Origin of the sequence: Proteus sp. CD3, assembly GCF_008808075.1 — a bacterium.
Taxonomy (GTDB): domain Bacteria; phylum Pseudomonadota; class Gammaproteobacteria; order Enterobacterales; family Enterobacteriaceae; genus Proteus; species Proteus appendicitidis.
This window is the reverse complement of record NZ_CP019686.1, coordinates 3,156,852-3,182,836: the sequence shown is the minus strand read 5'-3', so window position 1 is coordinate 3,182,836 and position 25,985 is coordinate 3,156,852. Positions and strand designations below refer to the sequence as shown.

At 37.7% G+C, this 25,985-nt stretch carries 23 protein-coding genes; 15 read left to right on the top strand and 8 right to left on the bottom strand.

The genetic code is table 11. From position 1 onward, the window contains the following. The first annotated feature begins 2 nt into the window (after positions 1–2). Genes hyfH through hycI form a run of 4 tightly spaced genes read left to right on the top strand, consistent with a single transcriptional unit; the run spans position 3 to position 2,239 of the window. Entirely contained in the window at positions 3–557 is a 555-nt protein-coding gene (gene hyfH / locus BTA34_RS14235; RefSeq protein WP_151436131.1) for a hydrogenase 4 subunit H, read from the top strand. Then, positions 554–1,336, top strand: coding sequence for an NADH-quinone oxidoreductase subunit B family protein (locus tag BTA34_RS14230; RefSeq protein ID WP_151436130.1), 783 nt, complete (start codon positions 554–556; stop codon positions 1,334–1,336). The genes hyfH and BTA34_RS14230 overlap by 4 nt, the downstream gene beginning before the upstream one ends. Beyond that, entirely contained in the window at positions 1,329–1,739 is a 411-nt protein-coding gene (locus BTA34_RS14225; protein ID WP_151436129.1) for a formate hydrogenlyase maturation HycH family protein, read from the top strand. Before BTA34_RS14230 ends, BTA34_RS14225 begins: the two co-directional genes overlap by 8 nt. Continuing rightward, positions 1,736–2,239 carry a hydrogenase maturation peptidase HycI gene (gene hycI / locus BTA34_RS14220; RefSeq protein WP_151436128.1) on the top strand — a complete coding sequence of 168 codons (504 nt, stop codon included), beginning with the start codon at positions 1,736–1,738 and terminating at the stop codon, positions 2,237–2,239. Before BTA34_RS14225 ends, hycI begins: the two co-directional genes overlap by 4 nt. Positions 2,240–2,367: 128 nt before the next feature. Here the strand turns inward: hycI and BTA34_RS14215 are convergent, their stop codons facing one another. Beyond that, positions 2,368–2,745 (bottom strand): helix-turn-helix transcriptional regulator, encoded by a 378-nt coding sequence (locus tag BTA34_RS14215; RefSeq protein WP_151436127.1) that lies wholly within the window; start codon positions 2,743–2,745, stop codon positions 2,368–2,370. Further along, positions 2,742–4,115 carry a type II toxin-antitoxin system HipA family toxin gene (locus BTA34_RS14210; protein WP_151436126.1) on the bottom strand — a complete coding sequence of 458 codons (1,374 nt, stop codon included), beginning with the start codon at positions 4,113–4,115 and terminating at the stop codon, positions 2,742–2,744. The genes BTA34_RS14215 and BTA34_RS14210 overlap by 4 nt, the downstream gene beginning before the upstream one ends. 378 nt (positions 4,116–4,493) lie before the next feature. Between BTA34_RS14210 and BTA34_RS14205 the strand changes: the two genes are divergently transcribed. The 6 genes from BTA34_RS14205 to BTA34_RS14180 all read left to right on the top strand — a co-directional run bounded on the left by BTA34_RS14205 (position 4,494) and on the right by BTA34_RS14180 (position 10,737). Then, entirely contained in the window at positions 4,494–5,483 is a 990-nt protein-coding gene (locus tag BTA34_RS14205) for a glycosyltransferase (protein ID WP_151436125.1), read from the top strand. A 404-nt stretch (positions 5,484–5,887) separates the two neighbouring features. Continuing rightward, a complete protein-coding gene (locus BTA34_RS14200) occupies positions 5,888–7,471 on the top strand; it encodes an ABC transporter substrate-binding protein (protein ID WP_151436124.1) in 1,584 nt (527 codons plus the stop codon). Then, positions 7,456–8,439, top strand: coding sequence for an ABC transporter permease (locus tag BTA34_RS14195; RefSeq protein WP_162558391.1), 984 nt, complete (start codon positions 7,456–7,458; stop codon positions 8,437–8,439). The genes BTA34_RS14200 and BTA34_RS14195 overlap by 16 nt, the downstream gene beginning before the upstream one ends. Beyond that, positions 8,436–9,248 (top strand): ABC transporter permease, encoded by an 813-nt coding sequence (locus tag BTA34_RS14190; protein ID WP_151436123.1) that lies wholly within the window; start codon positions 8,436–8,438, stop codon positions 9,246–9,248. Before BTA34_RS14195 ends, BTA34_RS14190 begins: the two co-directional genes overlap by 4 nt. Next, the gene (locus BTA34_RS14185) at positions 9,242–10,039 is read left to right on the top strand and encodes an ATP-binding cassette domain-containing protein (protein ID WP_151436122.1); all 798 of its coding nucleotides are present in this window, start codon (positions 9,242–9,244) and stop codon (positions 10,037–10,039) included. The genes BTA34_RS14190 and BTA34_RS14185 overlap by 7 nt, the downstream gene beginning before the upstream one ends. Positions 10,040–10,098: 59 nt before the next feature. Beyond that, a complete protein-coding gene (locus BTA34_RS14180; RefSeq protein WP_151436121.1) occupies positions 10,099–10,737 on the top strand; it encodes an ATP-binding cassette domain-containing protein in 639 nt (212 codons plus the stop codon). A 77-nt stretch (positions 10,738–10,814) separates the two neighbouring features. On the opposite strand, the gene BTA34_RS18450 is transcribed toward BTA34_RS14180, so the two are convergent. From BTA34_RS18450 to BTA34_RS14160, 4 genes are all read right to left on the bottom strand, one after another. Beyond that, the gene (locus tag BTA34_RS18450; protein WP_265576098.1) at positions 10,815–14,279 is read right to left on the bottom strand and encodes an autotransporter domain-containing protein; all 3,465 of its coding nucleotides are present in this window, start codon (positions 14,277–14,279) and stop codon (positions 10,815–10,817) included. 152 nt (positions 14,280–14,431) lie between these two features. Beyond that, positions 14,432–15,298 (bottom strand): YjjW family glycine radical enzyme activase, encoded by an 867-nt coding sequence (locus tag BTA34_RS14170; RefSeq protein ID WP_151436120.1) that lies wholly within the window; start codon positions 15,296–15,298, stop codon positions 14,432–14,434. Then, positions 15,270–16,811: a YjjI family glycine radical enzyme gene (locus BTA34_RS14165; protein WP_151436119.1), complete on the bottom strand. Its 1,542-nt coding sequence runs from the start codon at positions 16,809–16,811 to the stop codon at positions 15,270–15,272. Before BTA34_RS14165 ends, BTA34_RS14170 begins: the two co-directional genes overlap by 29 nt. Positions 16,812–17,036: 225 nt before the next feature. After that, entirely contained in the window at positions 17,037–17,765 is a 729-nt protein-coding gene (locus BTA34_RS14160) for a YtjB family periplasmic protein (protein ID WP_151436118.1), read from the bottom strand. Positions 17,766–17,874: 109 nt separating this feature from the next. Here BTA34_RS14160 and serB point away from each other — a divergent pair, with 109 nt between their 5' ends. The 4 genes from serB (at position 17,875) to BTA34_RS14140 (ending at position 23,060) form a co-directional block, all read left to right on the top strand. Then, positions 17,875–18,852, top strand: coding sequence for a phosphoserine phosphatase (gene serB, locus BTA34_RS14155; protein ID WP_151436117.1), 978 nt, complete (start codon positions 17,875–17,877; stop codon positions 18,850–18,852). Positions 18,853–18,890: 38 nt separating this feature from the next. Further along, positions 18,891–20,282 (top strand): DNA repair protein RadA, encoded by a 1,392-nt coding sequence (radA, locus tag BTA34_RS14150; protein WP_151436116.1) that lies wholly within the window; start codon positions 18,891–18,893, stop codon positions 20,280–20,282. Positions 20,283–20,293: 11 nt separating this feature from the next. Further along, a complete protein-coding gene (nadR, locus tag BTA34_RS14145) occupies positions 20,294–21,538 on the top strand; it encodes a multifunctional transcriptional regulator/nicotinamide-nucleotide adenylyltransferase/ribosylnicotinamide kinase NadR (RefSeq protein ID WP_151436115.1) in 1,245 nt (414 codons plus the stop codon). 382 nt (positions 21,539–21,920) lie between these two features. Then, entirely contained in the window at positions 21,921–23,060 is a 1,140-nt protein-coding gene (locus BTA34_RS14140; RefSeq protein ID WP_151436114.1) for an ElyC/SanA/YdcF family protein, read from the top strand. A 98-nt stretch (positions 23,061–23,158) separates the two neighbouring features. Here BTA34_RS14140 and BTA34_RS14135 read toward each other — a convergent pair whose 3' ends face one another. Both BTA34_RS14135 and BTA34_RS14130 read right to left on the bottom strand, forming a co-directional pair. Then, entirely contained in the window at positions 23,159–23,653 is a 495-nt protein-coding gene (locus tag BTA34_RS14135) for a type II toxin-antitoxin system YhaV family toxin (protein WP_151436113.1), read from the bottom strand. A 10-nt stretch (positions 23,654–23,663) separates the two neighbouring features. After that, the gene (locus BTA34_RS14130) at positions 23,664–23,996 is read right to left on the bottom strand and encodes a type II toxin-antitoxin system PrlF family antitoxin (RefSeq protein ID WP_151436112.1); all 333 of its coding nucleotides are present in this window, start codon (positions 23,994–23,996) and stop codon (positions 23,664–23,666) included. A 257-nt stretch (positions 23,997–24,253) separates the two neighbouring features. Between BTA34_RS14130 and BTA34_RS14125 the strand changes: the two genes are divergently transcribed. Then, the gene (locus BTA34_RS14125; RefSeq protein WP_265576097.1) at positions 24,254–25,810 is read left to right on the top strand and encodes an alpha/beta hydrolase-fold protein; all 1,557 of its coding nucleotides are present in this window, start codon (positions 24,254–24,256) and stop codon (positions 25,808–25,810) included. Positions 25,811–25,985: the final 175 nt, after the last annotated feature.

Below are 25,985 nucleotides of genomic sequence, written 5' to 3'. Positions count from 1 at the left end.
CGATGTTAAAATTGTTTAAAACCATAATCAAAACAGGCGAAGCAACGACCAAATATCCGTTTAAACCTCTGGATTTACCTGATGGTTTCAGAGGAAAGCCTGAATATGATGCACAGCAATGCATTGTCTGTGGTGCCTGCACCTCAGCATGCCCTGCTAATGCGTTAACGATGGAAACGAATTTGGAAACAGGCGAGCGTCATTGGCAATTATTCATTGGTCGCTGTATTTATTGTGGTCGTTGTGAAGAAGTTTGCCCAACAAGAGCGATTGTTTTATCCGATATGTTTGAAACGGCAGTAACTAAAAAGTCAGATCTTTATATCAAAGGAACTTTTAAGTTATTGAATTGCCGTGAATGCCATCAACCCTTTACGCCTAGAAAATCAGTTGAATATGCGATGGAACTATTAGTGCAATCAGGCTGGGATGAGCAAACCGTAGAAGCGATGCGCCCACAATTTGAAACTTGCCCTGAATGTAAGCGTAAACATAACTTGTTATCTGATGGTCGTGAAAATATTAGTGTGGGCGAAATTGGGAGTACAATAAAATGAGTTTTCCAGAAATTCCCATTAATCATCATGTTAGCCAACCTATCACCCTTGATGAACAGGCTAAAAAGCTAAAACAGACATTGTTGAAAGATATTCAGCGTTCAGCTTATGTTTATCGTGTTGACTGTGGTGGTTGTAATGGTTGTGAGATTGAAATTTTCTCCGCAATTACACCGGTTTTTGATGCTGAACGTTTTGGTATCAAAGTGGTGGCCTCGCCTCGTCACGCTGATATTTTATTATTCACTGGCGCAGTAACGCGCCAGATGCGTGTTCCTGCATTGCGTGCTTATGAATCAGCGCCAGATCCAAAAATTTGTATCTCTTATGGTGCTTGTGGCTGTGGTGGCGGTATTTTCCACGATCTCTATTGTGTATGGGGTGGCAGTGAATCTATCGTTCCTATTGATGTGTGGATCCCAGGTTGTCCTCCAACACCAGCAGCGACGATTTATGGATTTGCTGTTGCGCTGGGCTTGTTAGACCAGAAATTAAAAGGCGAATCGCACATTGAAGTAGAGAATGAAAAAGCCTCTCTAATTCTGCCTTCTATTCCTTTAGATGCTCGAGTGATGATTGAGCGTGAAGCTCGTCGTCTTGCTGGCTATTATCAGGGAAGACAAATCAGCGATCATTTCCTCACCTTATTAGAGGGCGCTACTATTCAGGAAGTTAGTGGACGTGTAGATGAATGGCTACGACAAGCGAATGATCCTCGTTTATCTGAGATTGTAAAACGCCTTGTTTATTCATTAAGCCAAGGGGGCATTTATGCCTGATGATGCTAACGTTTACTTTTGGTCATTGAGACAAAAGTTTGTTGATAGCGATGATGATATTCCTGAGCAAGCGCAACAGGTGATGTACTATTCGCTCGCGATTGGTCACCACGTCGGTATGATTGATTGTCTAAAAACAGAGCTAGTTTGTCCTTTAGAAAAATATAAAGCATGGATTGATTTATTGCCTGAAGGGGAAGCCAAACGCAAAATGCAAGGGTTGCTGACGTTCGGTGAAATTAATATTAACTCTGAGCATACTCACTTATTAGCGTTAGCATTTGATCCTATTATCAAAAGTGACGATCCTATTTTTAGTGAGTGGAGTCAAACGCTGATTAAATTACTGGGTGAGATCCACGCAGAACCGGCTATTTATTTGATTGTGAAGAGAAAACCATGAGTAAAGCAATGACAGCACCTAAAGTGGTATTAACGGTCGGCAACAGCATGATGGGTGACGATGGTGCAGGTCCTCTGCTTGCTGAGTTAATGGAAGCAAATCCCATTGATGGATGGATTGTTATCAACGGGGGAAGCGCGCCTGAAAATGTCTCTTATCAAGTAAGAGAGTTACAACCTCAATGTGTTGTTATTGTTGATGCTGCAGATATTGGTTTAAACCCTGGTGAAATTAGGGTGATAGATCCTGACTACATAGCGGAAATGTTTATTATGAGCACTCATAATATGCCGCTGAATTTTCTTATCGATCAATTAAAAGATGATATTCCAGATATTACTTTCTTAGGGATACAACCCGATCTCGTCGGTTTTTATTATCCAATGACCGAAGCGGTAAAAAATGCCGTTGATGAAGTGTATCAAGGGATCAAGTCTTGGCGAGTTGATTACTTTCCAGCACTTGAAGTCTGCGATGAAGAAGATGATATTGAAGAATAAAAGTACAACAAGTATCCACTGATTATTAATTTAAATAAAAACTAAAACATCCGCTTTGCGGATGTTTTTCGTTTAATGAGTGATATAAGTGTCATTAATTATAAAAAAAGTGTTTTTTGTAACTTATATTACTCATTTTTATTGTTGTACTCTTTTAGTAATGAAAATAAAACATGAGGAGAAAAAGGAATTAGCCCAATCTTTAATCCAAATGGTTTAAATGCTTTATTAACAATATCAGCAGAATAATTACCTTTGTCATTTTCTATTTCTGATAGTGTCTTGCGTGAGATATTAATAAGCTTTGCATAGCGTTCTTGATTCAAACCTAATACTTTTATTCTTAACATTTTTAATGCCTCTCCTTGGCTTATTTCTCCAAATAACAACTGAGACATTATCTGGTTAATCACTTCTTTTCTATCTACTGTTGCAACAGATTGGCGTGTTTTTGATGCTCTCGCTGGAGATTGGTTTATTTGAATTTTATTTTTGACATTACTCATGATAATAATCCCCAGCGTTCTAGCTTATTAGATATAAAATCAAAACCAAATGAAGGCATTGTGAGGATTTGTGTTGGCACACCTCTTACCTCTAATCTCTCTTTTAGCGTAATAAGTTGTAAGGCAGTTTCTTTTAACGCGTTGAGTAGTTGTTCTGGTGGAATTAAATCAGATAAAGAATTTGCGATATTAATAAAATTGTACTCTCCACCCATTTCACTTTGTGAATGCCATTTTGTTGTTCTAGCAATACCTTCAGGATCAGCCTTCATCGGTGCAAAGTCATAGATAGGGGCAAGATAAATTGTATTATTGTTTCTTATAAACGAAGTATTTCGACCATGGTTATCGCTATTACCAAAAATGATGTTTAATAAATCTCGCCTTACCCATTCAATAATAAAATTACTTATATCAAATTGAAAACCAAATTGAGTAACCATATTGCTTTGATTAATTTTATCAATTAATTCTCTGATTACTATTTCATGATATAGCGTTGTGCCTGGTGCTTTATTCAACATGGAATAGACAGATTCCATAGCTAAACGAATAACTTTATGGTTTTCTTTTTTTATATCAAAACGAGGAAGCCATAAAGAAGGGTAATTATTTCCTTCCTCTAGGCGCATACCTTCAATAGAAATAGTATTAAAGCCCATTGAAGTAAGCTCGTGATAAAAATGATATTCTGCTCTTAAAATATCACAATCTATACTTGAACGATTTCCTCTTGGAAATTTAACTAAGTAATATTTATCGTGATTAGAGACATCATCTTGATAAGTATCAATCCAAACTTCTTCATTATCACTGCATCTTAATAACAATTTCGGAGCTTCACCTCCAGCCCCTGTTGCACCACCAGCAGCAGCACCTTTACGTTGTGCATAATCTAGAAAATCGCTGGCTCTATTTTTGACATCATCGATAGTAAAAACAAGATGTTCGCTTAAGTTAGAAGGTGCTGGCAATGATTCTTTTACTCGTAAATTACCAATAGGTGAAATAGTACCACGATAAAGCAATTCATAGTTTTGTTGTTCTACAGTCAAACCCGAAATATCAAGATATTGGATCCAATATCTCCGACTTGCACCGCTAGGCACAATATCATCTAAAAATTTAAGCCAACCTGGTGAACCATTATCATCAAAATAAAGGGCAACAGGATGATTAATAGAAACAGAGTGGTTGTCATCTTGATACAGGTAATCCACTGAATAGTTTGTTTCATACTCTAATTCAGTGATTGGATAGGTAATATCATACTTGCTTGCATATAATGCGCGATCATGATCAGGAAAATTAATAATAGCAATATCTCTCCATTCTTGATCAAGAAATGCTTGTAATGTTACTTTTTCCATATTGATTACCTTATAAACACAATGAGTGATATTTCACTCATTAAAGCATGAAAATGAAATTATTGTAACTTATATTACGTATTGATAAGTTGAGCGCCTGCTAATAACATTTATTCTTCATGTTAACCTTAATTTTCCCTTTAGTTATTTCTTTTAAAAAACAAACCACCTTAACCCTTTCTTCATAAGAGATAAAAAGAAGTTGATTATACTTATCTTCATTAAATATCATTTTCACCTTTAGTTAGTTAAAAATTAAGTTTTCATTAAGAATGAATTAAGGGTAATTAACTCTGTGAGTGACTCCGTTTGCTTGTTTTTAATACTAACTATTTAGGGGGAAATTCTTTTCTTAGCTAAGAATATAAAAGGTGGGTTATGTCTTCTTCTATACCTCAACTGAGTATCGTCGTCGCCATTTATAATGGTGAGAAATTTTTATCTCAATTTTTCAATGGATTAAAATCTATCAAATTAAAGAATTGGGAACTTATTTTAGTTAATGATGGCTCTAGAGATAATTCACTTAAAATATTACAAGAATGGGCAGAAAGATTTCCTCAAGTCACTATTATTGATCAGGAAAACCAAGGTGTATCTGTTGCTCGTAATATAGGATTTAATATTTCAAAAGGTCAATATATTGTTTTTCCTGATATTGATGATGTAATTCATCCTAATATGTATGACAGAATGCTTAATGTGGCTAAAGATGATAATTTGGATATTTTAACCTGTAATGGTAATTATGTTTATACGGATGGACGCCCTTCACGACCTATATTTCCATCTAACCGCTTGCAAACAACGGGAATTTTAACGGGGCCACAATGGTTAGAAACGGCATTAAACTCTAAAAAATTCTTACATGTGACTTGGTTAAATATTTATCGTCGTGAATTTTTACTTGCCCATGGTTATTATTTTGAGCCGGGTTTACACCATCAAGATATTCCGTGGACAACTGAAGTGTTATTAACAGCGCAACGAGTTAAATATATCGATGAACGCTATTACGATTACTTAATTCATTCTGCATCGGTTTCTCATGCAACACCTAATGACAGTATTCATGTTAGAACAATTCATAATTACATGAAAATATTAGAAATGCTTGATGCTATTAATCAAAAACATAAGAAAGTGGCTCAAAATATTAATGCGTGTTATTGGCAAATCGCAAAAGAAGGTTTAGGAATTATTCACTCAATTGTTGCTATTCAATCTATTGAAATTAAAAAACAAATCATTAAAGAATTTTTTGATAGAGGGATATGGACGCTGATCTGGAAAAATGCGAAAGATCTAAGATTGCGTTGGCGTTTAGGACGACGCTATTTTAAATTAAAAAGAATATTAAATTCATGATCACAAAAGGGCGCAATAATGTGCCTTTTTTATTTTCAGTGTATATTAAATAAAACGAAATAAGTTAATTGCGTTAAAAATTCATTTTATTTCGTTTTGCGCTCACTAATAAATTCAATGATAAATATATAACTTATTTATTAGAAAAATACTGTGTACTGACTAGAAGTTTGCCATAATGAGTATTGCTCCTTAATAAAAGTTTATGTGAAATCAATAAACTGACGAATATTATTCGAGTATTTGAATAAAAAAACTTATTATGATGCCACTGGTTTAGCCTTTATCTGCATTAAGTTGCAGAGCATCACAATTACTATTGTTATTTATCTTGTTTCAGCCTCTTCATCTTATTTAGATAGAGACTGATGATAAGTCGTATCTAAAAAATCGGAGAATGTTTTATGTCTATTCGGTTTGGTTGGCGTCAATCATTAGTAACGTTAACTTGCTTAGCCGCGTTAAGCGTCCCTTTTGCAACATCTGCTCAAACGCTGAAATTAGCTATTGGTGAAGAGCCAACAGAAGGTTTTGACCCAATGCTGGGTTGGAGTCATGGTAGTTATTTACTTCTTCATAGCCCATTGTTAAAGCAAAATGCGGATCTCTCTTGGTATAGCAATATGTTAAATGACTATCAGCCAAGTGAAGATGGTAAAACATGGAAATTAACATTAAAGCCAGATTTAAAATTCTCTGATGGCTTACCGCTTACAGCAAAAGATATCGTATTTACTTATAACAATGCGGCTGCCAGTGGCGGTAAAGTTGATATGGGCAACTTCCTCTCTGCAAAAGCAGATGATGATTTGCATGTCACCATCACGCTAAAAGCACCACAAAGTACTTTCGTAAACGTGCTCGGCTCTTTAGGTATTGTTTCTGCCGATAAGTATGATGAAAAAACCTATGCACAAAAGCCAATTGGTGCAGGTCCTTATCGCATGGTCAGTTTCCAACCGGGTCAGCAATTAATCGTTGAAGCAAACCCTTACTATGCGGGACAGAAAAACGATTTTGAAAAATTGATTTTCGTTTTCCTTGACGAAGATGCGGCTTTTGCTGCTGCGCAAAGTGGACAATTAGGTATTGTGCGTATTCCACCTGCAACGGCTGCAATTGCTAAGAATTTACCAAATACTAAATTGTGGGAAAGACCGAGTGTTGAAAATCGCGGTATTGTTTTCCCAATGGTAAAATCAGGTGAGAAAAACGCCCAAGGCTATGATATTGGTAATGATATCACCGCTGATATCGCTATTCGTAAAGCTATTAACTACGCGTTAGATCGTAAGTTGCTTTCAGAGCAAGTGCTTGATGGTTATGCCGTTCCTGCATATACCGGCGTAAAAGGCTTACCTTGGGATCAAACTGATGCTGCTTTCAAAGATGGTGATGTTGTAAAAGCAAAACAAATTCTTGAAGATGCAGGCTGGAAGCTGAATAAAAACGGTATTCGTGAAAAAGACGGTTTAGAAGCAAAACTCACTTTATGGTATACCAGTGGTGATGCAACACGTCGTGATTTAGCTGAGTCAATTCGTGCGTTAGTGCAACCTCTTGGCATTCAAATGGATCTTAAATCAGGAAGTTGGGATACAGTAGAGCGCTATATGCACTCAAATCCAACTTTATTTGGTTGGGGTAGCCTTGATCCGATGGAGTTATATCATCACTACAGCGCTAATGCTGCGGGGGTTGGTTATTATAATCCAGGCTATTACAAAAATCCTGAAGTCGAAAAACATCTACAAGCCGCACTTGATGCGCATACATGGCAAGAAGCCGTTCCTCATTGGAAAGCAGTAGAGTGGGATGGTAAAAACGGTGCTGGTGTAAAAGGTGATGCCGCTTGGGCTTGGCTGATGAATGTGCAACACACTTACCTAACTAATCCTTGTGTTGATCTGGGTACAGGAACTCCTGAAATCCATGGTTCATGGTCATTATTAAATAGCGTAGATACTTGGAAGTGGACTTGTCAGTAATACGTCAAAGTGCAGGTTTTTTCCTGCGATTACTCTGCCTGCTGTTGGTGACAACAGCAGGTGTTTTTATTTTATTAAGTTTTTCGCCAATCGATCCCATTAAGGCTTATATCGGTAGTGATCTACTGAATGTTCCTCCTGAACAATATCCTTTAATTGCAGCGCGTTGGGGAATTGACCAACCTTTATGGATGCGATTTTGGCTTTGGTTTAGCCAAATCATTCAAGGGGATTTTGGCTATTCTATGTTGTATAACATGCCTGTTATTGATGTTATTCGTGAACGTGCAGGACCTTCGTTTATTTTGCTTTTTTCAGCGTGGGTATTTTCCGGTGTTATTGGTGTTGTGATGGGATTAGTCGCGGGTCGATACCTTAATCGCTGGCCAGATAGAATTATCTCTACTTTATCTTATTTATTAGCCGCGTTACCGACGTTCTGGGTAGGGTTACTGCTGTTATCTCTATTTTCTGTCACCTTACATTGGGCGCCAATTTGTTGTGCGTGGCCAATGGGAAGTAGTGCTGAAACAGCAACGTTAAGCCAGCGTTTTTCACATCTTATTTTACCTATGATTGCGCTTGGTTTATTAGGAACAGGGAATATCGCACTGCATACTCGCGCGAAAGTTGCCGAGGTGATGGGCAGTGAATTTATCCATTTTGCTAAAGCTCAAGGTGATAAAGGCTGGGCTATGATGCTATTTCATGTTCTACGTCATGCCATTACACCTGCACTTTGCTTACAGTTTGCATCCATTGGTGAACTGCTCGGTGGCTCTCTCTTAGCAGAGAAAGTATTTGCTTATCCTGGATTAGGACAGGCAACCGTTGATGCGGGGTTACGAGGTGATATTCCTCTGTTAATGGGCATTGTGGTTTTCAGCACTATTTTGATTTTCTTCGGTAATAGCATTTCTAACAGCCTATTACGACGTATTAATAAAGGAATTTTGCGAGACTCATGATTTACGATCCGAACAAGCCATTGTTGCGACTTTTGTTAGTCACCTTCGCGTTAATTGGGTTAGTTGCGTATGGCTTTTCTGTTTCTCATACTGATATCGCAATGGATTTTCTGGCTAGGAATCAAGCCCCATCAGGTCAATATTGGTTTGGGACGGATAACTTAGGTCGTTCATTATGGCTACGTTGCTTTCAAGGCATGTTAAGTAGCTTAAACATTGGTGTAACAAGTGCGGTTGTGAGTGGCACGATTGCGTTGATTTTTGCAGGAATTTCTTCCATTAATCGCTATTGCGATTTTTTTGTAAGAGGTGTTGTTGATGCGCTTTTGGCATTACCTCACTTATTACTGCTTATTCTTATTTGTTTTACCTTAGGTGGTGGGCAACAAGGGGTGATTTGGGCGGTGGCATTAACTCACTGGCCTAAGCTTGCGTTAATTTTACGAGGTGAAATTCAGCGTATCCGTGAAGCGGATTATGTGATGTTATCGCGTCGTATTGGCAATTCACCTTTTGAGTGCGTAAAAAAACACTATATTCCAATGCTATTACCTCAGTGGATTGTGGGAACCTTGTTAATGTTCCCTCATGCAGTATTGCATAGCGCAGCGTTAAGTTTCCTCGGTTTTGGTCAGGCAGCGCATGAACCTTCACTCGGTTTATTACTGGCAGATGCACTACGCTATTTGAGTACTGGCTCTTGGTGGATGGTGGTGTTTCCGGGGTTAATTTTGATGTGCTTAGTATTGATTTTCGATCAATTTGCTAAAGCAATGCAACAATTATGGCTAAGAGGGGCAGGATGTTAAGTTTTGAACAGCTTTCCATTGATATCGCACAGTTTCGTTGGTTAGGAAAACGAAATTGGCAGCCGTTGCTAAAATCAATCTCATTGGATATTAAACCCGGAAAGATGCTGGCATTAGTGGGCGGCAGTGGTGAAGGTAAAAGTCTGTTATTACAAAGTGCGCTAGGGCTTTTGCCTGCCAATATGCGAGTTCGTGGCGCGATTAAACTGAATGGACATACATTAAGTGAACGAGAGCTTATTGCTTATCGTGGGAATACTTTTTGTTATATTCCTCAAGGTGTCAGCGCGCTCAATCCATTGATCTGTATCGGTGATCAATTAAGTCGCTCTGCTCGTTTAAGTGGTGCGGATGTTACGTCTGATGATATCGTGCAACAGCTCGGTCTTTATCATCTTTCAGGCTCCTTGGTAAAAACATATCCAGCAAAACTGTCTGGTGGAATGGCGAAACGCGTATTAGCCTGTAATGCAACGCTTTCTAATGCACAATATATTCTGGCTGATGAAATCACCTCGTGGCTTGATGATGAACATGCGTGTTTGTTATTAGGGCATTTAAGAGCGTTATGCAATCAAGGTAAATCAGTGCTTTGGGTTACACATGATTTAGCTTTAGCGGCACGGTTTGCGGATACGATAGCGGTACTTAATCAAGGTGAGGTTAACGAAATTATTCCTGCTAATGTGCTAAATCGCCATGAAGGTAGTGAGAGATTGAAGACACTCTGGAGTGCATTACCTGAACAACAATTTATAAATACAAAAGAAACATCACTTAATCCATTATAATATTGTGTCCTTAAGTCTTATTTTTATACATTTCATCTGTTATTTCTGGAGTTATCTTTATGCCACTTTTAGAGTTAAAACAATTATCTGTGGAGCAAGCAGGTAAGGTGTTATGGCAAGATCTCTCCTTTTCGTTAAATGCGGGAGAGCGACTCGGTATTTCAGCGCCAAGTGGCACAGGAAAAACAACCTTAGGTCGCGTTTTAGCACAGTGGCAAGCACCCACTCACGGTTCAATTCTTGTTAATGGCAACCCATTGCCTAAAAAGGGTTATTGTCCCATTCAATTAGTTCCTCAACATCCTGATAAGTGTTTTAACCCTTTTCGAACAACAGGCGAAAGTGTGCGCGATGCCTGGTCGCCAGATAAACATTGGCTGGAAAAATTACGAATAAAGCCAGAGTGGTTAACGCGTAGACCTAATGAATTATCAGGAGGAGAGCTAGCGCGTATTGCCCTATTAAGGGCGCTTGATCCTCGCACTCAAATATTGATTGCAGATGAGGTAACGGCACAATTGGATGCTCAAATTCAAGCTGAAATTTGGAAAGTGTTAATTGATGAAAGCCAAAAACGCCCCTTAAGCTTGATTATTTTTAGCCACAATAAAGCGCTTCTTGAGAAAGTTTCGACGAAGGTGTGGTGGGTTGATACGGAAAAAAGTGTTTCTACTATTAAAAATAACGGGCTATCTTAATCCGTGTTAGTGAAAAAAATGGCTTCCTATATTTTTATAGGAAGCCGAATATTACTGCTAAACGTAACAATATGGAATTAGAAACGATAGGCGTAGTTAATACCAAATTGCATATCGTGATTGCGATAGGTGGTCATTTCCCAATTTGCTTTAGTACCAATAGATGAGTGTTTATCCACTTGATACGTTAATCCAATATGCGCAAATGGACGTTGTGTTAACTGCTTTTTATTTTCTGTGTAATCAATTTTTTGCTGACCTAAATAGTCAATATGGCTACCGAAATCACCTTGATGATGTGATAAATCCCATAAGAAGCCCGCTTTAGTATTCAATATGAAAGATGAACCCAATAAATGATCCATGCCTAACCCCATTTTTGCTAACAATGAGTGTGCGTTAAGCGGATCATAGTGTACGGCAAATTGCGCATTTTGAGTTTCACTATAAGCTGAACGTGAGATTTGATTAAAAGTAAGCCCAGCAAAGGGTGTCAGTAATAATTCATCGTTTATTGAATAAGGGAAGTAACCTTGTAACTCAATGTGATAACCAGAAATTTTAGCATTACCTTTACCCGCTTCAGTATCTTCTAATATTTGTCTTTCGATAGAAACTTTTCGATTTAAATAAGCCCCTTTTAATGACAGATGTAATGCATCGCTATTTAATTCTGCATTGAGTGATGGCATTAAATCTAGGCTAAAACCAATTAAAGGTAATGCATAACCTTGATATTGATACCCTTTTGGCAATGAGGAATAGACATCAGTATCAATGGCAAGCCCGACAACGAATGGAATTGCGTTGATATCAAAACGATAAGCGCCACTTAATCCCGTTTGTGTTGCATTGGCTTTATTTACGTTTTGGTAGTGTGCAAAGCCACTAATACAGGCTTTTTCAGTACCCACAGAACAAGTTGCTGAAGCTAAATGGCGCAGTTGTCCTTGTTGTATATCCATAAATTTATAGTCGTTTTCAGCCATTAATATCATTGATTTATAAGTGTTTTTAATATCGATAGGTTTGCTGGCAATAATTGATGGCTCAATTTTTTCTTGCTCTTTGGCTAAGCGGTTTTGTTCGGCTTTGGCTTTATCAGCTTGCTCTTTGGCTAAGCGGTCTTGTTCGCCTTTAGCTTTATCGGCTTGCTCTTTGGCTAGGCGCTCTTGCTCGGCTTTGGCTTTATCGGCTTGCTCTTTGGCTAGGCGCTCTTGCTCGGCTTTGGCTTTATCGGCTTGCTCTTTGGCTAGGCGCTCTTGCTCGGCTTTGGCTTTATCTGCTTGCTCTTTGGCTTTATCGGCTTGCTCTTTGGCTAGGCGGTCTTGTTCGGCTTTGGCTTTATCGGCTTGCTCTTTGGCTAAACGGTCTTGTTCGGCTTTAGCTTTATCGGCTTGCTCTTTGGCTAGGCGCTCTTGCTCGGCTTTGGCTTTATCTGCTTGCTCTTTGGCTAAGCGCTCTTGCTCCGCTTTGGCTTTATCGGCTTGCTCTTTGGCTATGCGGTCTTGTTCGGCTTTGGCTTTATTGGCTTGCTCTTTGGCTAAGCGCTCTTGCTCCGCTTTGGCTTTATCGGCTTGCTCTTTGGCTATGCGGTCTTGTTCGGCTTTGGCTTTATTGGCTTGCTCTTTGGCTAAACGGTCTTGTTCGGCTTTAGCTTTATCGGCTTGCTCTTTGGCTAAGCGGTCTTGTTCGGCTTTAGCTTTATCGGCTTGCTCTTTGGCTAAGCGGTCTTGTTCTGTTTCTTTTTTGGGTATTGTTTGCAATTGAGCTAATGCAGTTTTAGCTTGATTATATTGAGACTCAATAAATTTTACATTTTGACCTTCTTGAGAATTATCTAAAGAATTGAGTTGTTGTTCTATTCTATTAATTTCATTTTTATTATTCTCTATAACATCACCATACCCTTCATAGGTATGGATATTTTTTGAGAAATAATCATTTTCATTTTTATCTAAGAGAGGAGTCATCGTCTCTCTTTTTTGTATTGCTTCGTTTTGTTGATTTTTAAGTTCAGCTTGTTTTTTTTCTAAATTTTCTTTTAAAGAAAATAATGAATTTCTTTCTTTTTCAAGATCTAGTTTTAATTTTTCATATAAATTTTTTGTTAAATAGATATCCTTCTTAGCAAGAGTTTTCACATTCTCTATATTTGTTTTTTCATTATTTTTATTTTGCTCTGAATGATTTTTATTTTGCTTTGAATTATTTGAGTTTTGTAATTTCCATGTCACTAATTTCCAATTATTTTGTCTGTCATTTGCCACACCAAACACAACATTTCCATCACCTGAGATTGAATATGCTTCTGACTCATTTCCCATATTTATATTTTTTAATGCAATAATTTCATTTTTATCTTTTTTATAAACAAATGCATTTCTTAAATAATGAGAATTTGAAAGCTCGCTTTCTCCATTTCTTTTTTCGTTATATTCAGACCAACCTACAATAATATTTCCATCGTCAGAAATATCTGTAGCTTCTGAATTTGCCTTAAAGTTGAATTTACTATCCGTATCATATAGTGGATTGATCTTAGTGAAGTTTCTATCTGAAGGTGCATAGAAAAAAGATTGGCGAAAAAGTATTTTTTTATTATCATCCCATGATTCATACCAGCCTATAAAAATATTGTTTTTAGAGACTGCATTGATTTTTGATGATCCAAAATTTGAACTGGTTAGTGTCATTAATTTATCGTTAGCAGTGTGATAAACAAAAGCAATATTTGTATTGGATTCATTTTTGCTATCTCTTAATAATGAACCATAAAGATAATTACCATCAAGTGTGCTGGTTTCAATCTGAGGTTTTCTATCAATAAATTTTTCAATAAAATTTAAGTTATTAAATACATTAAACCTTGCTTGTTCTGGATGATTTTTTAGGTCTGTTTTATCTAAAAGTTTAAGCGGAAAGACTCCGTTTTTTTTATTATCATAGATGGTGTAAACCATTTTATTATAAGGAAGATAACCATCATGTGTTGCCATTAATGGAATGTAGCTCTCATCATGATCAGCATAAAGGCTAAATCGACCATCTTCTGTTGTTAAAAAATGATCATCAGTATAATAATTATTATCTTTATTACTTAAAAATTTAACCTCTTTTGTCACCGTGTTATAAATAAAAAGTTGTGATAATGCTTTATTTTTATCGCGACCATTCCCTATTACATAAAGACCGTCTTGAGATAAAGATATAATTTTTATTTTATCAATATTTTCTATCTCTAAAGGTTCAAAATGAGCGCCATAATCAAAACTAATGGTATTTTTATTATCAATTGAGTTAATAATTACAGTTGAATATTTTGATGTATAAATATTATTTTTTTCTCGATAGCCAAGAACACCATGATGATGTTGACTGTGTTTATAGTCCTTTACATTTTGAATAGGATATTGATCAAAGAAAAAAGAAATAGGATCTGTTGCACTGAGTTCATTAGGTATATTTGCATGACTAAACGAAGAGAGAATAATTATTGAAGTAATTATTGATAACTTAAATATCTTTTTTCTTATAAGCATAAATTATTTTTCCATTTATATTGGCAGGATTTTTTTGAAGACTAGTTTGATCTTCTTTTTCTGTCAATATAAATGGATTTTATTTTAAAATGCATTGCTAATTATATTTATTATAATTTTAAATCATTATTTTTGATTTTAATTGATTTTTATTATGAATATATTTCTGGGGTTTTAATATTGAATATATGTCTTTTATTTAGTTCTTTACTCAATAAATCAATATGTTGTTTTTGTGCTGATATCCATTTACTTGCTTCGCCATATACACCATGCTGATGAAAAGCATTAATTCTGACTAATACTGATTCACCAAGAGAATTAATAAACTGGGAAAGTAATTCAATATTTTCTAAATAGTCTGTCTTTTCTGGAATATATAAAAGGCGTAATTCTGTAAGTAAATTATTATTAGCTAACCATTTGATTGATTCTTTAATACGCTGATTTCCTCGTCCCGTTAAATCAATATGTATCTTTTCATTCCAGCTTTTTAAATCGATCATTGCGCCCTCCATATAAGGGGCTATTTTTTGCCAACCATTAATAGAAAGTGTGCCATTACTGTCGATTAAACAGGTGAGATGTTTAAGATCGGGTGCTTCTTTGACTGCTTTAAAATAATTAATTAAAAAAGGAAGTTGTAATGTCGATTCACCGCCACTGACAGTAATGCCATTAATAAAAGCGGCATATTTACGTGTGATCGCTATTAATTCATCGACTGTATAAGTTAATGTCATCGGGCTTGATTGACGGGGACATTGCTGAATACAGGTGTCGCATTGTTCACAACTGGCACTGTTCCAACTTATAACACCATTTTGTAATGAAAGGGCTTGTTGAGGGCAAGTGGGAATACAGTCACCACAATTGTCACAGATCCCCATGGTGTAGGGATTGTGACAATTTTTGCAACGCAGATTGCATCCTTGTAGGAAGATGGCCAGGCGATTACCTGGACCATCAACACAAGAGAAGGGCAGTATTTTATTTATCGAAACGCATCTGCTGTTCATGACTAATCACTCGAGGCTTACGTTCAGCAATATGGCAATTTGCAGTGGCTTCATCACCTAACCAAGTGGTATTAAGGCGAGAGCCTTCTTCTTTGTATTTTTTCAAATCAGATAAACGCACCATATAACCTGTAACACGGACTAAATCATTTCCCCCCACATTGGCGGTAAATTCTCTTAATCCAGAAGCAAATGCTCCTAAACAGAGTTGCATTAACGCATCAGGATTTTGTTTGATGGTTTCATCAACCGTTAAGATATCGCTGATCCCTGACGTATAAAACTGATGATGAGGCGCAACGGTCATTAAATGCGTGACCGGATCAGGCTCTGTGCCATAAGGAATACGTGTTGCGGGTGTAGTACCAATATCTGAGCTAATACCCGATTGAGCGTGTAACATGGCACGCTGTTTCCAGCCATATTTTACAGGGGTATCTGCAACAAATTGTGCGAGTTTTTCACTGATAATATAGCTAAGTTTATTGGCTGACTCATTCTCACCATAGGCGACTTGTTTGCCTTCTTTTTCAAGTAATAGCGCAACGGCTTCTGCCATACCGTAAATACCAAACATTGGCGCAAAACGATCAGGCGAGATCAAACCTTCTTCTACTAAGAAGCTCTGTTCAAAGAAATTGGATTTTTCATAGAGAAATTGGCAACGGGCATCAATGATCTCGATTTGTTTTTGCATATAGAACGGTAAAACATGCGTCAGAAAATCTTGGCTATCTTGGCTACGTTTAGCGACTTCTTTAAGGTTAATCCGTACTAAAGTGCTGCCACCACCACTTTGTGGCAGTGAGTTATAACAACTGACAATGCCATATTCATCTTTTCCAAATACCGCATCTTGCAAAGTCCCATTAGCGATATGAGGCTTACTGCTGTGACAAATATTGGTGATCGCCTGATGCAATAAATCAGACGGTGTCGCATTCGCATCATAAATAAAGGTAAGGTTAGGCGCGACTTGTTGAAGTTCTACATCTACTTTGAGGATCAAGCGCGTGATGATGGAGTCTTCAGGGCCAATATTCGCATGCATAAACGCATCGGGTAATGTTCTATCAAGATAGCGCCAGAAACGTTTTAATTTAGGGTAAAGTTGCGCTTCGGTCAGTTCGCCTACATAAGGTAATAAAATTTTATCGATACGACCTAAATATACAGGCATAGAGGTAACTGAAGGCACATGATGATAAAGAATAGTGAGCATATTCAGTGCATCATCAAAATCTTGTGCAGGTTCTAGCTCTAAATAGCGAGAGCCATGTGCTAAGAATTTCGCATAATCGGGTAAAACATAACGTGGTTTATAAGGGGCGTGACCTTCATACATATCACAGATAACCCGTTCATTAAGCGCTTTAGCTGCATCCTCAGGAAGCGACGGATAAGGCAACATGTTTTCCGCTTCTAATGCGAGAAAATGACGTTTTTGTTCAGGGGAAAGGGTTGGATTTTCTACGATTTGTTGACAACGTTGGATAACAGATTGTTCAGTCATAACCACCTCAGCGCTCAAAGAGCCAGAAAAAGATTTAAAACTTATCTTTTTAGGTTAATGACTTGATTAAAATTTACCGTGACTTTAAACAAAACCCCTTTAAAGATTAAGGTAATAGCACAAAAATACGCATAAATTAGATATATCTAAATTATGGAAGTGAAAAAGTGAGTTTAGCTAATGAGTGACTAAACTCACTGAATGATAAACTAAAAGAATAAGACGTTATGTTTTACTTGTTTCATTTTCTGTGTCGCTATTTTTCTCTTTAACACTCTCTTTTGATCCCTCTTCTTCATTATTTTCGTTTTCTTCCATTTCCTCTTTTTCAGTACGAGGCGGTAAATTGGCGGTTAATAAATAAGGAGACTGTTGCCAATGAACGGGCGTTAGTTGAAGAAGGTTATGAGAAAGCAAAAAGCCAATCGCCAGTGCAACTAATAACATCACTCGCAATAAATTAGTGGTGTTATCGACTTGGCTTGATTCAGTGACCAGTTGATGAGTATCCAGTGTGAGCCTTAAAAAGCCTTTGGGTTTATCTTTGCCTGGCACAGGCACAACAAGTTGGTGATTAAAAGAACCGCCACTTTTTTGCCCTTCTAAAGCTAATCGCTCTTTAACAGTGACATTTTCACCACTATGCGCTATTTGTGTACCATCTTCTAGATAAAGACTGGCATCAAGCACCCGACTATCATGGGTCAGATGATTTAAATTAGCCATAATGAGGGGATTTACGTTATCTTTGCTACTGCCATCTATATAAGTGGATAAAGAGAACGCAACTTGTTCTGCCAGCGTTTTCGCAAGCTCTTCAAACTGAGTAATACGGGCGTGCTGATTGGCACGGCTAAAATAAGACGCGCCTTGCATAAGAAATGCCAATAGTGCGATACAAATCAGTATAATCGCCGTTTTTTGTAGTTTGAATTTTAGTTTGTCTTTAAGCATGTTCATCCTTTTGCGTAAGCAAGTATGTGCATGTTGCCAGATGAGCCAGAGATAGAATAGGCTGAATAACGATTATTTTGTTCAGACAGGGGAAAACAGGAGAATAAGTATGTCAAATAGTCTGACCTATTGCTATTTACCGGATGAAATCCGCAAATGGCCAGGTCTGCCGTTATCACTCAGTGGTGAAGAGGTAATGCCACTGGATTATCGTGCTGGTGATAGCGGATGGTTACTGTATGGACGAGAACTCGATAAAAAAAGAATTAGTGAGTTCCAACATAAATTAGGCGTGGCAATCGTAGTGGTTTCTTCATGGCGTATTGATGATTATCAAGTGGTGCGTATTGCTGGTAGTTTAACCCGTCGAATTCGCCGTTTATCTGATGAATGTGGCTTAGATGTCGTTCCTCTAGGTGAAATTCCTCGTTTGCGTTCTCCTGGGCTTTTAGTGATGGATATGGACTCTACAGCTATTCAGATTGAGTGCATTGATGAAATTGCAAAACTGGCGGGTGTAGGAGATAAAGTTGCAGCAATAACAGAACGCGCGATGCAAGGCGAAATGGATTTTAGTGAAAGCTTAAAACTCCGCGTTGCTGAACTTAAAGGTGCGGATGCATCTATTTTGCAAAAAGTAATGGATGATTTACCACTAATGCCAGGATTAACGAGCTTAGTGCGTAAACTTCAAGCAATGGACTGGCATATTGCGATTGCTTCTGGTGGCTTTACGTACTTTGCCGATAATTTAAAACAAAAATTACGCTTAGTGGCTGCTGTTGCTAACCATCTTGAAATTAAAGATGGCAAACTAACGGGTAAAGTTAAAGGCACAATTGTCGATGCGAAGTACAAAGCGCAAGTATTAGCGCGTTTAGCGAAAGATTTAGAGATCCCAATGGAGCAAACAATTGCCATTGGTGATGGTGCAAACGATCTTAAAATGTTGAGAAAAGCAGGGCTTGGTATTGCTTATCATGCAAAGCCTAAAGTGTATGCTCAGGCGAAAGTCGCTATACGCCATGCGGATCTAATGGGCGTATTGTGCATTTTAAGTGGTGGTTTAAAACACGAAGAGCGCTAAGCGCGTTTTTCTAAAATCGTTATTGTTGGGAGAGAAGTGTGGCAAAAGCAGCAAAAAGAGCCTTTGTATGTAATGAATGTGGTGCAGATTATCCTCGTTGGCAAGGACAATGTTCGGCCTGTCATGCGTGGAATACAATTACAGAAGTGCGTCTTGCTGCCGCCCCTTCTTCCCGTAATGATCGCTTTAGTGGATTTGCGGGTGATGCAAAAGGTGTCAGCCGAGTTCAAAAGCTCTCTGAAATTAGCCTTGAAGCCTTACCGCGTTTCTCAACGGGCTTTAAAGAGTTTGACCGCGTATTAGGTGGTGGTGTAGTACCCGGAAGTGCCATTTTAATCGGGGGAAGCCCCGGCGCAGGTAAAAGTACCTTATTGCTGCAAACCATGTGCCGTTTAGCCACAGAAATGAAAACGCTATATGTTACGGGTGAAGAGTCACTCCAACAGGTTGCTATGCGTGCGCATCGATTAGGTTTACCGGCCGCAGAACTGAATATGTTGTCAGAAACCAGTATTGAGCAAATTTGTTTAATTGCCTCACAAGAACAGCCTAAATTAATGGTGATTGACTCTATTCAAGTGATGCATATGGCAGATATTCAATCTTCACCCGGTAGTGTTGCTCAAGTGCGAGAAACCGCGGCTTATTTAACGCGTTTTGCTAAAACCAATGATGTTGCCATTATTATGGTAGGCCATGTGACAAAAGATGGCACATTGGCTGGGCCGAAAGTATTGGAACACTGTATTGACTGTTCTGTTATGTTGGATGGTGAAACGGACTCTCGTTTTCGTACTTTACGCAGCCATAAAAACCGTTTTGGCGCTGTTAATGAGTTAGGTGTGTTTGCGATGACAGAGCAGGGATTACGAGAAGTGAGCAATCCCTCAGCTATCTTTTTAAGTCGAGGCGATGAAATCACATCAGGCAGCTCTGTTATGGTTGTGTGGGAAGGTACAAGACCTTTGCTGGTGGAGATACAAGCGTTAGTTGACCACTCGATGTTGTCCAATCCTCGCCGTGTCGCCGTGGGATTAGAGCAAAATCGCCTTGCTATTCTACTTGCTGTTTTACATCGGCATGGTGGATTACAAATGTCTGATCAAGACGTTTTTGTTAATGTGGTTGGCGGGGTAAAAGTTACGGAAACCAGCGCAGACTTAGCCTTGTTATTATCATTAGTATCGAGTTTTCGTAATCGTCCTTTACCGCGTGATTTAGTGATATTCGGTGAAGTAGGGCTTGCTGGAGAAATTCGACCTGTACCTAGTGGGCAAGAGCGTATTGCAGAAGCAGCAAAACATGGATTTAAACGAGCAATTGTACCTAGCGCAAATATGCCGAAAAAAAATCCCCCTGATATGAAAGTGTATGGTGTGAAAAAGCTGTCAGATGCGTTATCTGTCCTTGATGATTTGGAAGACTTCTAAAGGAGAAAAGTATGGGTTCTTTTGATTATATCAAACAGGCTATCAGAAAAAATGGATATACTTTACAACAAGTTGCTGATGAAAGTGATATGACGAAAGGCTATCTTAGCCAATTGATTAATAATAAAATCAAGAGTCCCAGCGCCCAAAAGATGTCGGCATTACACCAATTTTTAGGGTTAGAATACCCAGTAAAAAAGAAAACCATCGGTGTTATTTTTGGCAAATTTTATCCGCTTCATACAGGGCATATTTATTTAATTCAACGCGCTTGTAGTCAAGTAGATGAATTACATGTGATCCTCTGTCATGACGATCCTCGTGATAAAAATCTATTTATTAACAGTGCAATGTCACAACAACCGACGGTCAGTGACAGATTGCGTTGGTTATTACAAACCTTTAAATATCAAAAAAATATTCGTATTCATGAGTTTGATGAACACGGTATAGAGCCACAACCCCACGGTTGGGAAATGTGGAGTGAAGGGATCAACATGTTTTTGCGAGAAAAGCAGATAACCCCTGATTTTATCTATACCAGCGAACGAGAAGATGCGGATCAATATAATGCTTTCTTAGGGATTGAAACGGTATTGATTGATCCAGAACGTTCATTTATGAATATCAGTGGCAGTCAAATTCGCCAAGCCCCTTTTAAATATTGGGAATATATCCCCACAGAAGTTAAACCTTTCTTTGTGCGTACCGTAGCTATTTTAGGTGGCGAATCCAGCGGTAAATCCACGTTGGTTAATAAGCTTGCCAATATTTTCAATACTACAAGTGCATGGGAATATGGTCGTGATTATGTCTTTTCTCATTTAGGTGGAGATGAAATGGCATTGCAATATTCCGACTACGATAAAATTGCACTAGGACATGCTCAATATATTGATTTTGCTGTTAAATATGCCAATAAAGTGGCTTTTGTTGATACGGATTTTGTCACAACGCAGGCATTTTGTTTACGTTATGAAGGTAAAGAGCATCCCTTTGTTCAAGCGCTAATTGATGAATACCGTTTCGATTTAGTTATCTTGCTAGAAAACAATACGCCGTGGGTAGCCGATGGCTTGCGCAGTTTAGGCAGTGATAAAGAGAGACGTCGTTTTCAAACCTTACTGATGGAAATGCTTGATAAAAATAACATTGAATATATTAAAGTTAATTCCCCAGATTATGACGAACGTTTCTTAAGTTGCGTTGAATTAGTCAGAGAATTATTGATGATGCAATCAAAGCATATTGAGTAAAAACATAATGTAAAAAACGCCATTAGTGGCGTTTTTTACATGGAAGGATCAAAATAATCACTTAGTTTCAAACTTCTCTCTTTCCTTTCAAGAATAAATCGTCTGTATTCTTTATTACGGATGGCTTATTAGAACAAAATCACTTACCAAAAGATAAAAATACATAAAAAAATCTGTCAAATAAGCTATCTACATAATAATGCTATTTTTTTCAATAAGGTGAAAAAGATTACTGAAAATTAATGCGGGGATCTTTATTATAGGTGTTAGGTATAGATTTATCGGTGTGTATTTCTTTTGCCATTAGGTGTGGGGAGTCACACTCTCTATCTTCATTCGCTCAGATGAAGAAGCAGACTATTTTTCGTAAAAGGACAAGATAATGGCGCAACCTTCCCGTGTTTCACTTCATATCAAGAAAACAGTCATTTCGTTAGCGATTGCTGCTTTAGGTTTTACCGTCTCATCAAATGCATTGGCTTACCAAAAAGTTCATCAGCCAGATAATAGTTATCAGCAATATGTTTCTCAGCGTCAAACGGTTGATAGTTTGATCCAAGATGCATTAGATGCCTTTAAGTCACCTGCGCGTGTCTCTGACGCTGGCTTTACGGGAAAACTGCCATCAAATATGGAAATAGTGGCGCAAAAACTGCAACAAGCTTATAAGTTAGAGCCTTATCGCCTCGATTTATTATTTAGTACCGCTAGCGCTTATATCTATAACAATGATGTTTCTCGCGCAATTACGATTTATAAACAGATTTTAGAAGCGGCACCAGATGATATTGATGCGCTAATTTACGTCACTTCATGGACTCGTTTTGAAGGTAAAGACAAAGAGAGCGAAGCCTATTTCAATAAATTGAAATCATTAAATCCAGCAAAAGCAGAAGAAATTAGCCGCTTCTTTGCACAAATTGATCGCGTTAGCAAAATGCCGTTAAGCGATAAATTAACCCCTGCGGATTTAGCGAAACTGAAGAAAACCAAAGATAATAACGCGATTGTGACATTGGGTTATGCATTAAATCCTGATGGCACCATGAATAAGATTTTGATAGATCGCTTAAATAAGACCTTAGAAGTGGCTAAACAATTGCCTGAAGCAATGATTGTCGTCACAGGTGGTGTGCCTAAAGCGCATCAAACGGAAGGTAAGTTAATGGCAGATTGGTTGGTGAAAAACGGTATTGCGCCAGAACGTATTTTCCAAGAGAACTATGCGCGTACAACAGTCGAAAATGCGTTATTTAGCCGTTACGCTTTAACCAAACATCATATTAAAACAGCCGTGATTATTAGCTCTGGTAGCCATGTTCGTCGTGCCGACGCAATTTTTACTCTAGCAAGTTGGCAAAGTGGTCCAAGTGATATCACTTACTTAACGGTTGTTGCACCTGATAAGCCATTAGCGGAATTACAAAAAGCCAGTAAATCAGATATACAAGGTATTTATCGTGATGGTTTAAAAGCGCTAGGATTATGGAGTTTCCGCAGTTATCCACTAGAAGAGCGTTGATTTAGATAAATATTGAATAGTGAAAGAGCTCAAATATGAAGTGATTTTATAACGTTGAGCTCTTTTTTAGATAATAAAAGTAACTTTGATAACGCTCGCTAGTGATTGAAAAAATCTTGAATTGAGAGCGTTTCTGCTCCTGCTGTGGCAGAAGCTTCTTTTAGCAATGTTTGCCAATCATTTGGTGGCTTTCCTGCTTTTAGTTTTGATGAAAATACTTTATATGCATCACTTTTAGAGTCGTAAGCACGTAGTGTATTAAAATCATTAACCCAACCAATAACGATGATCTTATGTTCTTCACTGCATCGAAAAAATAAACGAAACTGTTGTAAGAACTTCGCTCTAAACCAATGTTTATTATTAGATCCTAATGTGTTTCCTAGATGAAATATAGGATCGAGCGGATTTCTAGCTATACGTTCTTCTATTACTTTTTTGATTGCTGTAAGTAGTTTAGTGGCGTTTTTTTTCTTATACCCACTTGGATCTGATGCTTTCAATTTTTTGACGTTTTCGATCAATTCAATAATCTGATCCAAAAAGCATTGGTGAAAAAAGATTTTCCAGCCGTTAATTTCTAAAGTATCCATTCCACCTCTGCTAGTCAGTAAGTGGTGCGTCTAAGTCAATTTCAACGCCATCAGTAAGCTCTTTCACCTCAGCCCATAATGTTGTAGGTACTGATTTGATATGCTGTGGGTTTTTCTTCATATCTTTTTCAAGGAAAGAGAGAAATTCAGATATAACGGGATCATCTTGTTCCTTTTCTTGTCGAGATATAATGACTCTACCCCCAGGTAATAGAGAATATTCAATTAATTCTCCCGGCTTTAGCTGTAAAGCATCCCGAATGGCCGCAGGAATTGTTGTTTGACTACGCTCAGTGAGTCGAGATTCAGCGCGTAGAGACACATCCTCAATATTTAGGATCATATTGTTTCTCCTTAACTTTATCCCATGATCAGATAAGTTATTCAAACGATCGGGAATTTGCAAGTCAGAGTATTGTAATGCAAATGCATTGTGTAATGCAAATGCATTGTATAATGCAAATGCATTGTATAATGCAAATGCATTGTGCGTATCGTTTAATAAAACGATTTTTTATGGGCAAATTAGTATATTTATTGAATTGATAACAATTATCATTACTATTGTTTCTTACGATAGTTTATAACGAGAATAATAAAGTGAGAATTCCTCTGATGATATGTGCATTAATGGCTTCTTTCCCTAGTTTTGCTAATTGTTTATCTGTAACAGAAGGCAAAGAAATAATTGGTCAGTTTGATAACAACAACACGTTGTGTTTTACCTCACATTTAGAGAGTGAACGTTATGCGGAACTGAATGTGAAAGGGATACAAAATCTACGTTTAGAAACACAAAATGGCACACATATTCGTAGCTTATTAAAAGATGTTCCTGCTGATGGGCAACAAAAAGTACGCTTTTTATTGCCTAAAACTGCGAGTTATCAATTGATTGCACAAGGTGAGGAGGGAAAACCATGGCAACTCACATTGACAACACAGCCTTATCAGCCATTAGATAAAGATGCCGGTATTGCACCTGTCAGTCCTCGTTTACAAATACTTGCTCATCAATTGAATCAACAAAATATTCAGGCATTTTGGCAACAAGTACGCCATGAAGGTACACCCCTTATTGAGCCTTATGATAAGGATAAAAAGTTAGTGACTTTCTTATGGCAAGGTGCAAAAAAGAATGTCTATTTATTGGGATCACCCGATGGTAATCATGATCCGTTAACCCATTTAGCCAATAGTGATATTTGGTACCGCAGTTATATCGTACCTAACGATACATTAATGCAATATAAATTAGCGCCTGATGTGCCTATCATCGAAAATGCAGAGCCATTCGAACAGCGTCGCGCTATTTTAACTACAGCACAATCTGATCCGTTTAATTCCCAAAATTCTCCAAGTCAATCTGAGGATGTCTATAATCACTTTTCTTTATTGTCATTAGACAGTAACCGTGAATGCCAATTACCCGATATTCTAGATAGAACAATGAAAGGTAAGACAGACATTGTGCGTTTTCACAGCCAGATTTTAAATAATGATCGGGAGATCGCACTTTATCAACCAGCAAGAAAAATGACTGTACCTCGAATTTTAGTGTTATTCGATGGACAAACTTACCGTCGCCAATATGGTATTGATCGGTTTTTTGATAAACAGATCGAAGAAGGGAAATTGGCACCAATGATGATCTTATTTGTTGATAGTATTGATAGTGATCGTCGTAGTGTTGAGTTACCGCCAAATCCTGATTTTTACCGTTTCTTGGCAGATGAACTCTTTGTTTGGTTAGAAAAAGAGAAAGGTATTCACGTATCAGGAGAAGAAACGATTGTATCAGGCTCTAGTTATGGCGGGTTAGCCTCTTCATGGGTTGCATTTAATCGTCCTGAGCGCTTTGGTAAAGTACTGAGTATGTCTGGCTCTTATTGGTGGGCGCCTGAAAATGAAGAGCCAGAATGGCTTATTCGACAATTTGAGCAAGCAGATAAAAAGCCATTACAGTTTTTCTTAGAAGCGGGGTTATTTGAAAGTCGTGGTGATAAAGGGGGGATTTTAAATAATAATCGTCATCTTAAACAGGTTTTAGAGCAAAAAGACTATCCTGTTAAATCACTCGAAATGGCCAGTGGGCATGATTATATTTCTTGGTGTGAAACCCTGTATTTAGGGGCTAAAGCATTAACTCAAGATTAAGATCACGCCTTAATGCCATGTTTTAGTACCATGCCTTAGTACCATGCCTTAGTACCATGCTTTAATACAACGAAAGCTTATACACATATTTGCGGTATAAGCTTTTTGTTTGTCATAAGCTTGTCATAAAGTTGTCATCAAAATCACTTTTACTTTTCATTTCTCTGTCATTTAA